Origin of the sequence: Acinetobacter sp. AM, from assembly GCF_003105055.1 — a bacterium.
Taxonomy (GTDB): Bacteria; Pseudomonadota; Gammaproteobacteria; order Pseudomonadales; family Moraxellaceae; genus Acinetobacter; species Acinetobacter tibetensis.
Genome location: NZ_QETG01000003.1, coordinates 76037 through 88130, shown reverse-complemented (window position 1 = coordinate 88130; position 12094 = coordinate 76037). Strand labels below are relative to the sequence as shown.

At 43.4% G+C, this 12094-nt stretch carries 10 protein-coding genes; 6 read left to right on the top strand and 4 right to left on the bottom strand.

Translation table 11 applies throughout. The features are described 5' to 3' along the window. Positions 1-5 precede the first annotated feature (5 nt). The 3 genes from DCO44_RS02770 to tenA form a co-directional block, all read right to left on the bottom strand. Positions 6-812 carry an SDR family NAD(P)-dependent oxidoreductase gene (locus tag DCO44_RS02770; RefSeq protein WP_116759089.1) on the bottom strand — a complete coding sequence of 269 codons (807 nt, stop codon included), beginning with the start codon at positions 810-812 and terminating at the stop codon, positions 6-8. A gap of 93 nt (positions 813-905) precedes the next feature. Next, positions 906-1277, bottom strand: a complete 372-nt coding sequence (locus DCO44_RS02765) for a MerR family transcriptional regulator (RefSeq protein WP_116759088.1) — start codon at positions 1275-1277, stop codon at positions 906-908. Positions 1278-1346: 69 nt separating this feature from the next. Beyond that, entirely contained in the window at positions 1347-2021 is a 675-nt protein-coding gene (gene tenA, locus DCO44_RS02760; RefSeq protein WP_116759087.1) for a thiaminase II, read from the bottom strand. A gap of 211 nt (positions 2022-2232) precedes the next feature. On the opposite strand from tenA, the gene DCO44_RS02755 reads away from it, so the two are divergent. From DCO44_RS02755 to DCO44_RS02740, 4 genes are all read left to right on the top strand, one after another. After that, a complete protein-coding gene (locus DCO44_RS02755) occupies positions 2233-3318 on the top strand; it encodes a DUF475 domain-containing protein (RefSeq protein ID WP_116759086.1) in 1086 nt (361 codons plus the stop codon). A 150-nt stretch (positions 3319-3468) separates the two neighbouring features. Next, the gene (locus tag DCO44_RS02750) at positions 3469-4833 is read left to right on the top strand and encodes an MFS transporter (protein WP_116759085.1); all 1365 of its coding nucleotides are present in this window, start codon (positions 3469-3471) and stop codon (positions 4831-4833) included. A 51-nt stretch (positions 4834-4884) separates the two neighbouring features. Further along, positions 4885-5466: a single-stranded DNA-binding protein gene (gene ssb, locus DCO44_RS02745; protein ID WP_116759084.1), complete on the top strand. Its 582-nt coding sequence runs from the start codon at positions 4885-4887 to the stop codon at positions 5464-5466. 551 nt (positions 5467-6017) lie between these two features. Then, positions 6018-7457 (top strand): amino acid permease, encoded by a 1440-nt coding sequence (locus DCO44_RS02740; RefSeq protein WP_116759083.1) that lies wholly within the window; start codon positions 6018-6020, stop codon positions 7455-7457. Between the two features lie 66 nt (positions 7458-7523). Here DCO44_RS02740 and DCO44_RS02735 read toward each other — a convergent pair whose 3' ends face one another. Beyond that, on the bottom strand, positions 7524-9023 hold the full coding sequence (locus DCO44_RS02735) for a PLP-dependent aminotransferase family protein (protein ID WP_213066307.1): 1500 nt from the start codon (positions 9021-9023) through the stop codon (positions 7524-7526). Positions 9024-9178: 155 nt separating this feature from the next. Between DCO44_RS02735 and gabT the strand changes: the two genes are divergently transcribed. After that, a complete protein-coding gene (gene gabT / locus DCO44_RS02730; RefSeq protein ID WP_116759081.1) occupies positions 9179-10477 on the top strand; it encodes a 4-aminobutyrate--2-oxoglutarate transaminase in 1299 nt (432 codons plus the stop codon). Beyond that, positions 10474-11931 (top strand): NAD-dependent succinate-semialdehyde dehydrogenase, encoded by a 1458-nt coding sequence (locus DCO44_RS02725; protein ID WP_116759080.1) that lies wholly within the window; start codon positions 10474-10476, stop codon positions 11929-11931. Before gabT ends, DCO44_RS02725 begins: the two co-directional genes overlap by 4 nt. Positions 11932-12094 lie beyond the last annotated feature (163 nt).

Genomic DNA, 12094 nt, shown 5'->3' with positions numbered 1-12094 from the left:
TGTACTTATGATGCTTTCAGAACGCGGTCTCTGAGAATACGTTCAACCATATGAAGCATTTTCTTGCGAGACAAAATACGGGGTAATTGAGCGGTGAGATAGTTGCTACACCCGACAATAATTGATGTTTTGTTTTGATCTAGGGCTACTAATGTGGCTGAAATGACGTCATCGACTGAAGAGCTTTTCATGCCGCGAGTATCGGCATTTGCTACTTGTGTAAAGTTGGTTTCGGTATTGCCAGGACAAACCGCCAAGAATTTAACCCCTGAGGATGCATATTCTCCTGCAAGTGCTTCAGTAAAATTAAGCACGTAAGATTTGCTTGCGCCATAGACCGCAATATACGGCAAGGGTTGAAACGCCGCTGTCGATGCGATATTGATCATGATGCCTTTTTTGCTCGCCAGCATTTGTGGCAAAAATAAGTAACATAAAGACGTTACACTATTCATGTTAAGCATGATCATTTCGTTGTAGGTTGCGGCAGATTGATCTAGAAATTTGCTCCATTTTCCAAATCCTGCGTTGTTAATTAAAATTTCGACCGATAATTTTCGTGCTTGCACCTCATCAAACAGCTTTTGCGCTGCATGGGGTTGAGCCAAATCTAAACCAATGACTTCAACCTGAATGTTATATTTTTTTTGAAGTTCATTGGCTAACTCATTCAGTTTTTGCTCAGAGCGTGCGGTCAAAATTAAGTGGATGCCTAGGGAGGCAAGCTTTTGCGCATAAGCTTTGCCGATTCCTGAAGATGCGCCGGTAATTAATGCTGTTGAATTTTTAAATGTCGAAAGATGAGAACTCATTTTATAAATCCATAATAAAAGGAGTTATGACCATAAACCTTTCCCCTAAGGGCAGAGTCAAGCTTTAATTTTCAGATTTGTTGATTAACGGTGTTATACAGCGCTGTTGTCGGTCATGTAGGTTTGGGTAATTTCATCCTCCAATTGCTTTAAGTTTTCTTGTAAACGGTTTAAGGCGTGTTGGTGTTCTAAAATTTGCTGATGCTTGTTGGCGATTAAAGCCTTCGCCACTTCTACAGGAAATCGGTTCTGTTGATATTTTAAAACAGCAAGGTCATACAGCTCAGCAAGACTAAATCCAACCGCTTGGGCAAGACGGATCATTTTGACTGATTGGACATCAATCGCTGCATAAATACGATAATTTCCTTTTCTCTTCGCAACGGGCAATAAACCGAGTTTTTCATAATGCCGAATGGCTTTCGGGGTGGTGCCTGTTAAAGCAGCCAATTCTCCAATATACATATTTTTCTCAATCGTTTTAAAGATGATCATGAGCCAAATGACCCATGATCAGTTTAGTATATGGTCAAATTATCGGTTGTCTAACCCCAACCATTGTCTTTGATGATAAGCACTATCCCAGAATAACCATTCCAGTGTTGCCCCCATACGATAGGCCGCATGCATTTTTTCTAAAGTGTCAGCATCGCAACGTGCAGCGACTTTATTTACGGTGGCAATGACATTGCGCACAGCAGTATGGAATTCTTCACCTGCGTAGGTATCGATCCAAGCTTGGTAAGGATTATTCGGTACAGATTGCTGCACAATGTCTTGACCGACTTCGGCATAAATCCAAAAGCAAGGGAGCAAGGCCGCCAGTACCACAGGATAACTTTCCGCCCATGCGGTCGCAGTTAAAAATGACGTGTAATGATGACAAGCCAAGGTCAGTGGTGTGGTTTCAAACTGTTGTTTAGAGACATCGAATTCTTGCATAAAGCTGTCATGCAGACTACGTTCAACCACAATCGCAATTTTGGCGGCTTCCGAAAACTGCATGACATCATCGGCTTCATACGCTTTTGCTGCACATACCGCTAATGCGCGGCCATAAGCCAATAAATAATGTGCATCTTGAATGACATAATGAGAAAAGGCTTCACGGCTGAGTGTGCCTCGCGCAAGCTCTTGATTGAAGGGCAGCGCTAAAGTTTCTTGGTAGAGGTCGAGATTACGCTGCCACAATTGTTCAGAAAAAAGCATGCGGGTTTCCTGGTCTATCTTTACAAATTATGGCCACTAGACTAACGCAAGCATGCCCAATAGACGACCCATTTTTTACAGAGCGGAGTTCTTCACAGAAAAAATCGCAGAACAATTTTGGTTTGGTGTATAAAAGCGTCATAATATCGCGCATGAATTTTTCTGCTGTAGTCAAGCTATAGCACTCTTATTATCCAAAGGTCACTTCGTTATGATGAAACATTTTGGTTTCTCTATTTTATTTACGATTGTGTGTCTTGCAATTTCTGCTTATTGGGGCTTTACGCATGGTCCAGAAGCAGGCTTGAAGACCATGTTTACTGCGTTGACCATTACCGCCATTTTGGCTGTGATGGAAGTTTCTTTGTCGTTTGATAATGCAGTCGTAAATGCTTCAGTACTCCGCGGATGGGATCATTTTTGGAAAATGATTTTTTTAACCGTGGGTATCATTATTGCTGTATTTGGTATGCGTCTGGTGTTCCCTATTGTGATTGTGGCAGTAACTGCCGATATGGGTATGCTGGAAGTGGTGAAAATGGCATTGAATGAGCCACAGCAATATTCAGAAAAATTGATGGCCCATCATGCTGAAATTGCTGCCTTTGGTGGTGCATTCTTGTTATTGGTGTTCTTGAATTTCTTCTTTGATGAAGGTAAAGACACCCATTGGTTCAGATGGTTAGAGCACCGTTTAGCCAATTTAGCCAACGTCCCTGCAATGTCCGTCTTTATTTCACTGATTGCGTTATTGATTATGGCAGCCAATGTTGCAGATGCTGAACGTTTGTTGGTGACGATGGCGGGTATTTGGGGCATCGTGGTGTATATCGGTGTGCAAGTGCTCAGTCATTTGTTGGGTGGCGAACCTGAAATTGATGAAGAAGGCAATGCCGTGGCACATGATGCCAGTGGTGCATCTACAGGCGTGATTAAAGCCGGTTTAGGGGGCTTTATTTATCTAGAAGTATTAGATGCCTCATTCAGTTTTGATGGTGTGATTGGTGCATTTGCCATTACTTCGGATGTGGTCATCATTATGCTGGGGCTGGCGATTGGTGCAATGTTTGTCCGTTCAATGACCATTTATTTGGTTGAAAAGGGTACCTTAGACGCCTACATTTTCCTTGAGCATGGTGCACATTATGCGATTGGTGCCTTGGCCTTCATTATGTTGGCGAGTGGTACAGGTGTACATGTTCCAGAAGTGGTAACGGGTTTAATTGGTGTAGCATTTATTGTTTGGGCTATCATCGCCTCGATTCAATACCGCAAACGCCAAGGACAACATGGTTAAACCGTGAATCTGAACGAAATGTCCACAGAGTAGAATCAAGGGTGCATTGTATTGCGCCCTTTTTTCTTGAGATAATTCCAGAATCGCCACGCATTCGTATCTGAATGTTGTAGCATAACCTCCAAATTCAACGCATTTAAGTCTATTGATATGATGAATTCCTTAGAACGCCGCTCGACCTTTGCTTTAAGCAGTATTTTTGCATTGCGCATGTTGGGGCTGTTCATGATTATCCCAGTCTTTTCCGTGGCTGGTCAGTCGTATCAACATGCGACACCTGCGTTGATTGGTTTGGCGGTAGGCGTGTATGGACTCAGCCAAGCCATTTTACAAATTCCGTTTAGCTTAATTGCAGACCGTTTTAGCCGTAAACCTTTGGTGGTACTGGGTTTATTGTTGTTCGCCATTGGTGGTGCAGTCGCGGCGATGTCCGACAGCATTTATGGCGTGATTATTGGTCGTGCCATTGCAGGCGCGGGTGCGGTTTCTGCGGTGGTCATGGCCTTACTGGCCGATGTAACACGCGAAGAACAGCGCACCAAAGCCATGGCTGCCATGGGCATGAGTATTGGATTGTCTTTTGTGGTGGCATTTAGTCTGGGACCATGGCTCACCAGTCTGGTGGGAATCTCAGGGCTGTTTTGGGTGACAACCATTATGGGTTTGGCGGCAATTGCTATGTTGCTCTTGGTACCCAAAGTAACCCGACATCATAAAAACTTCCAGCAAGGTTATCTGGCACAGCTTAAACAAGTCTTGAAAATGCCAGATCTAAATCGGCTACATGTGTCCGTATTTACTTTACATTTATTGCTGACTGCGATGTTTATTTATGTGCCTTCGCAGTTGATTGAATTTGCGCAAATTCCCTTGGCGAAACACGGTTTAATTTATTTACCTTTGTTGGTGATTAGCCTGTTTTTTGCCTTTCCTAGTATTATTGTGGCGGAAAAATATCGCAAAATGCGTAGTATTTTCCTCACAGCAATTGCAGGCATCATTTTAGGCTTAATAACCTTAATTTTTGGCTATGAGTCCAAATATATCTTATTGATCGGGTTGGGTTTATTTTTTATTGCCTTTAATGTCATGGAAGCTTTATTGCCATCGTGGCTATCTAAAGTTGCACCGATTCAGTCTAAAGCCACAGCGATGGGTGTAAATGCCAGCAGTCAGTTTTTAGGGGCATTTTTTGGCGGTACGTTGGGCGGTCAATTATTGATGCTGAATAACACCGCATTGGGTTGGAGTATCCTCACCGCAATTGCTATAATTTGGCTATTCATCAGTTTTGGTTTGGCTCAACCACGTTATCTTTCATCGTTGGTGTTGCGCTTACCTGAGAATAAACAAACAGATGAGTGGACTTCTCAACTTTTAGCGATTCGTGGTATTGAAGAAGTTGTGGTGATGTCAGACCAGCAAGTGGCGTATGTGAAAGTGGACAAGCAGCGAATTGATGAAGCTGCGCGACAACATTTAACGCACTTGTTGGGGAAAGAGGTAGCCATTTAAGCATAACTCTTATAAAGTAAATAATAGAAATAGATAGGAAGTAAACATCAGATGCGCGGTGTAAATAAAGTTATTTTAGTGGGCACATTAGGCCGAGATCCAGAGACGAAAACTTTTCCAAATGGGGGTTCGTTGACTCAGTTTTCAATCGCAACCAGCGATTCTTGGACTGACAAAAGCACAGGTGAACGTAAAGAACAAACTGAATGGCACCGAATTGTATTGCACAATCGTTTAGGTGAAATTGCTCAGCAATATTTACGTAAAGGTTCGAAGGTTTATATTGAAGGTTCTTTGCGTACGCGCCAATGGACAGACCAAAATGGCCAAGAACGTTACACCACAGAGATTCGTGGTGAACAAATGCAAATGCTCGATTCAAACCGTCAGCAAGGTGAAGGTGTACCGAGTGATAACGCAGGGTTCAACCAACCACGTTTTAACAATAACCAAAACAGTGGTTATGGCAATAACACAGGTTATAACAACAATAACAACCAAGGTTATGGCAACACTGGCGGCTTTAATAATAATCCAGCAGGTGGCAATACCCAAGGTGGCTATAGCAATACACCTAAAGCAGCACCTTCTGCACCAACACCAGCAGATTTGGATGATGATTTACCGTTCTAGATCATATATAGAGGTACTCTAAAGGTCTTCTTTAAATGGGCGGAAGTACTTTCATCCCACTGGTTCAAACAAGCAAAACCTTCTTAGTCTAACTAGGAAGGTTTTTTTATTTAGATGAGCTAAATAATTGCGCGCTATACTAAAGTTCTAGAGTACAAGCAGATAGCACAGTTATAAATTGGCTCCTGTAAAAGTAGATTAATTTAAATTGGTTTATTTATGTTAAGTTATTTATTTTTATATACTTATTATTTTAAATTTAATTAAATTAAATCTATAAATATGAATATAAATTACAAAAATGCACAGTAATGGTGCATTGTAAAAGCAATTGGCTCTTTCCTTCATAAGAAAAATGGCTCTCGTTTCTTGAGTGCCAAAACGACAAATTAAGCCTATATAGAAGTATGCATACGGAAACGTCAGATTTGCCCATTCAATCCTTTGTTTTTAGGAGATTGGGCAGATTCACCAAAAAATTAGGAATATTGATGACCTAGGGTAAACCGACTTTGGGACAGCTATATTTCTATCATGTTAAGGAAAATTGTATGGCTGGACATCAAACGTCAGGAGCCAACGGCTCTCAAGGCTTACATAACGGGCTTAAATCTCGCCATTTGACCATGATCTCAATTGCGGGTGTCATTGGTGGTTCTTTATTTGTCGGTTCAGGCAGTATTATTTATAACACTGGGCCTGTCGTTTTTCTCACTTATGCTTTAGGCGGTTTATTGGTTTGGTTCATCATGCGAATGCTCGGTGAAATGGCCGTTTTAAACCCTGATAGCGGTTCTTTTTCTACTTATGCTGACCGAGCGATTGGTCGCTGGGCGGGTTTTTCGATTGGTTGGTTATATTGGTGTACGCTCGCCATGCTCATGGGCTGGGAAGCTTATGTTGCGGGTAAAATTTTAAATAATTGGTTTCCATTTATCCCGATCTGGGCCTATATGATGGTCGTCATTGTTGCTTTGGTCGCGGTCAATTTACAAAACGTGAAAAACTACGGTGAATTTGAATTCTGGTTTGCGCTCATCAAAGTGATTGCGATTGTCATTTTCCTTGTGCTGGGTAGTTTAGCGATTATGCACCTATGGCCGTGGGGTAATCCTGCTGCATCGGGTATCAGTAATTTGACTTCACAAGGCTTTATGCCAAATGGGGCATCCTCGGTCATTACCGCCTTACTGGGGGTAATGTTTGCCTATATTGGGGCTGAGATTGTGACCGTTGCCGCAGCAGAATCGGCAAATCCTTCTCAAGAAATTCGTAAGGCTTCTAACTCAGTCGTTTGGCGTATTATTTTATTCTATGTGGGTTCAATGTTTGTGGCAGTGTGTTTGATTCCGCACAACAATGAACTTCTGAAAGATTCGACTTGGGGTACGTATAGTGTAACCTTGACCGCATTAGGGATTCCTGGCGCACGTCATATTGTCAACTTTGTTGTACTCACTTCAGTTTGTAGCTGCTTTAACTCGGCACTGTATACCTGTTCACGTATGTTGTTCTCTTTAGGCAAACGTGGGGATGCACCGAAGAGTTTTGGTACAGTGAACCGCCATGGTAGTCCAGCGGTAGGCGTGATTGTCTCTTGTTTCTTCTCTGTCATTGCGGTGATTTTAACAGCAAGCAAGAGTATGGATGTTTATGATGTATTCATGCTCACTACAGGTGCAGCGACATTATATGTGTACTTGGCGATTGCCTATTCGCAATTGCGTATGCGTAAAAAGCTTGAAGCAGAAGGGGTTCAAATCGACTTTAAAATGTGGATGTTCCCTTATGTGACTTATGGCGTGATCATCGCCATTATTGGGGCAATTCTGACCATGTTAATTGAAGGCACCTATTTTAAAGAAGTGATCTACACCACAGTGTTGTTTGGTACGATTGTGTTCTTTGGCGTATTGTCGGAAAAACTAGGTTGGGGCAAAGAGCGTAGAGCGTCTCATTTATCGCATAGCAATACAGAAAAACTGGTTTAATTTACGTTAATCTGAATTGAAAAAAAGAGTCCCCAATAGGAGGCTCTTTTTTTATAACTTAGATAATTAATTCACGGTGGGTACGCCGGCTTCACGTAAACATTGTAATAGCACACCAAAGGACATCACCATATCGCGCTCATTCACACAAGCAAAGCCCATCAGCAGTCCACGCTGTGCACGTGCGTGCGAGTGCATATAGTATTGCGACAATGGACGAACTTTAATGCCGCGTTCTAACGCTTTAGACGCAATCGCAACATCATCGCACTGTTCAGGCAGTCTCATGACCAAATGTAGCCCTGAATCATGACTGTATTCGTGGACAAATTCAGGGCCTAAATAGCGATGAATCAGATCGACCAGATAAGCACGACGCTTACCATACAGCAGGCGCATACGTCGAATATGTGCTTCATAATGCCCTTCACGAATAAACACCGCTAAGGCTTTTTGTTCAAGCAAATGCCCACCACGATACAATTCTGCTGCCAAAATCCGTAATGGTGAAAAGAGCGAACGTGGTACCACCAAGTAGCCAATACGTAGTGCAGGATAAATGGTTTTACTGAATGTCCCCATGTAAATCACAGGAGCATCGGACTCCAAACCTTGCAGCGATGGATAGGGTTGGCCCGAGAAGCGAAATTCACTGTCATAGTCATCTTCCACAATCCAGCTATTATTTTGCTTGGCAATACTCAAGAGCTGTTTGCGTCGTTCTAGGCTGAGATGGGAGCCTAATGGGTATTGATGTGACGGTGTCACAAAAATCAGTTTGGGTGGCTTTTTCGGATTTTGTTCTGGAATAATTCCATCCGCATCTACGGGCATAGGATGAATGTCTAGGCCATTAATACGTAAAGTATTACGCATTCCCCAATAGGCAGGATCTTCAATCCAGACCTGATCGCCAATATCACACAGGGCACGTGAAACCAGATCAATGGCTTGATGGATGCCTTCGGTAATAATAATTTGGTCGGTATCACATTGCACTGAGCGGGCGACACGTAAGTAATCGGCCAGTGCGCTACGTAGCTCTAAGCAGCCGCCAGCATTGCTGTAAATTAATTGTTCAATATCGGGTTCACGGTTTAAACGTGCTTGAATCCGACTAAAAACATGATGCGGAAATTCAGTCACATCAGGTGCACCGGGTACAAAAGCCCCCCATTGATGGGGAGATGCCGCGGCATGTCCCATCACTTGTGCGCCACGTTGTGATAAAGATGCATTTTTTTTGGCTTTGGCAATCCCTTCAACTTTCTTGCCATGAATGGTATTTAAAAATACTTCAGGTAAGTGTTCCGCAACCCAAGTACCGTGACCCGTACGTGCTTCCAAATAGCCTTCAGCTTGCAGTTGCTCATAAGCAGACAGCACGGTATTGCGCGATACCTTGACTTCATTGGCCAAATCACGAGATGCAGGTAAGCGCGTTTTGGGCTGAATCACACCTTCGGTAATCGCACCTCTCAAGCAACGGAATAGGCGTTGATGCAGCTTACCCTCCGTATCTTGCTGGAGACGTTGTAATAAATGATCACCTAACAAACTGCGCAATTGGCTCTCTCCTACAGTTAAAAAGTGGCTCTGGTCAGTTGACCCAAGAAGCGCGAAATTACAGTCATAGGCAGTCATTGTAAAGCATCCTGAAATTAGGCGAACGGATGCAAGACCAAAGCTGTAATTGACGATGAAAAAATGAGGAAAAAATAATGGATGCTAATCATTCTGCACTCAATGCGCGTAAACAGCAAGCAACCCCACGCGGCGTAGGCGTGATGTGTCAGTGGTATGCGGAAAAAGCAGAAAATGCCACAATTTGGGATAAAGATGGCAACGAATACATCGACTTTGCGGGTGGTATTGCGGTATTGAATACAGGTCACCGTCATCCAAAAGTGATCGCGGCTGTGACTGAACAGTTAACCAAGTTCACCCATACGGCTTACCAAGTAACACCATACGAAAGCTATGTATCTTTGGCTGAACGTATCAATGAACGCGCACCAATTGCAGGTCAAGCAAAAACTGCATTTTTCACGACAGGTGCTGAAGCGGTTGAAAATGCGGTAAAAATCGCACGTTCTTACACAGGTCGTCACGGGATTATCACTTTTGGTAACGGTTTCCACGGTCGTTCATTCATGACTATGGCAATGACAGGTAAAACTGCACCGTACAAACGTGATTTTGGTGTAATGCCTGGTGGCGTATTCCATGCGCGTTACCCAGTGGCATCTAAAGGTATTTCTGTTGATGCTGCCATTGAAAGCGTTGAAAATATTTTCAGTGAAGATGTATCTGCACATGACGTAGCTGCCATTGTGCTTGAGCCAGTACAAGGGGAAGGCGGTTTTAACGTTGTTCCTGCTGAATTCTTAAAACGTTTACGTGCTATTTGCGATCAACACGGTATTTTGTTGATTGCAGACGAAGTTCAAACTGGTTTTGCGCGTACAGGTAAATTGTTCGCAATGGATCATTACGAAACTAAAGCTGACCTGATCACTATGGCGAAAAGCCTGGGCGGTGGTTTCCCAATTTCAGGTGTTGTGGGTCGTATCGATGTGATGGATGCACCAAACCCAGGCGGTTTAGGTGGTACTTACGCAGGTAACCCAATTGCAGTTGCAGCAGCACACGCAGTGATTGATGCGATTGAAGAAGAAAAGCTGTGTGAACGTGCCAATGTTTTAGGTGCAGAATTAGTCACTGCGTTGAAGCAAATTCAAGCGGAAACGACCATCGTGAACGATATTCGTGCATTAGGTTCTATGGTTGCTGTTGAAGTCGAAAATGCGGATATCGCAAAAGCTGTACAAACTTTTGCAATGCAGAAAGGTTTGTTGTTGTTAACTTGTGGTAAAAATGGCAACGTGATTCGTTTCTTATATCCACTGACTATTCCAACAGAACAATTCCGTCAAGCTTTAGACATTTTAAAACAAGGTTTTGATTCTTTAGCATTGCCAGCAACTGTTGGGGCGCAAACTGCGGAGCAATCAGCATGATTCAACAAGGATTGCAATATTTATTGGCACATCCTGATATTGCCCTTGAAGCACCTGCTTCAAGCGGCTTTATTGAAGTTCAAGATGCAGCAACGGGTGAAAGTCTGGCATGGGTGAAAACCTATGACCAAGCGGGCGTTGAAGCAGCCATTACTCGTTCTGAACACGCACAAGCACTTTGGAAAAAGCAAACCGCTTTACATCGTGCTGACATCTTGTGGGCATGGTATGAGTTGATGCTCGAGCATAAGGAAAACTTGGCGCAGTTGTTGACGGCTGAACAAGGTAAACCTTTGCTTGAAGCACGTGGTGAAATTGCCTATGCAGCCTCGTTTATTCGTTGGTTTGCAGAACAAGCCCGTCGTATTGATGGTGCGATTCTTCCTCCAACGCAAGCGCATCAGCGTTTGGTGGTGATCAAGCAAGCGATTGGTGTGACTGCGGCTATTACGCCGTGGAACTTCCCAGCAGCCATGATTACCCGTAAAGCAGCACCGGCACTTGCAGCGGGTTGTTCAATGTTGGTGAAACCAGCAGAACAAACCCCGTTATCTGCCTATGCATTAGAAGTGTTGGCCTTGCAAGCAGGCTTGCCACAAGATCTTCTGTTGAACATTACCGGTGATGCAGTTGAAGTGGGTCAAACATTGTGTAACAGCGATGTGGTCCGCAAACTGAGCTTCACAGGTTCAACCCCAGTGGGTCGTATTTTGATGCAGCAATGTGCACCAACCATCAAAAAACTCTCTTTAGAGTTGGGTGGTAATGCGCCTGTGATCGTCTTTGATGATGCGAATCTTGATCAAGCCGTTCAAGGCGTGATGATGAGCAAATTCCGTAACAGCGGTCAAACTTGTGTTTGTGCCAACCGTATCTATGTGCAAGCAGGTATTTATGATGCGCTTTGCGAGCGCCTAGTGGCTGAAGTTGCAAAATTAAAAGTGGGTGATGGTCGTGTCGAAGGCTCGACCCAAGGTCCATTAATTGATGCGAAAGCCGTGGCTAAAGTGCAATCACATATTGATGATGCTCAAGCGAAAGGGGCGAAAGTGCTAATCGGTGGTCAATTACATGCCTTAGGTAAAACCTTCTTTGAACCAACGGTTCTGCGTGATGTAACGCAAGACATGCGTGTTGCGAAAGAAGAAACCTTTGGCCCATTGGCACCGTTATTCCGCTTTGAAACTGAAGCAGAGGCGATTGCACTGGCAAATGACACTGAGTTTGGCTTAGCCAGCTATATCTTTACCCAAAATGCTGCACGTCAATGGCGTGTCGGCGAAGCGTTAGAATATGGCATGGTGGGTGTAAACACAGGTGCGATTTCGAATGAAGTGGCTCCGTTTGGTGGTGTGAAACAGTCAGGCTTAGGCCGTGAAGGTTCAGAGTGGGGCATCGAAGAGTACTTAGAAATGAAGTACATGTGTATCGATGTGACCGACCTTTCAGCATAATTTTTGCTGTTGATTGAAAATGCTGGTGATGGCTTCGGCGCTCACCAGCATTTTTATTTGTATCGGACAAAATCATTAAAAAGGGAAATAGCATCTAAATTTTAAATCTATAAAACCGATTAAAATGATAAAAAACTACGGTTTTACCTATATGAGAAAATTC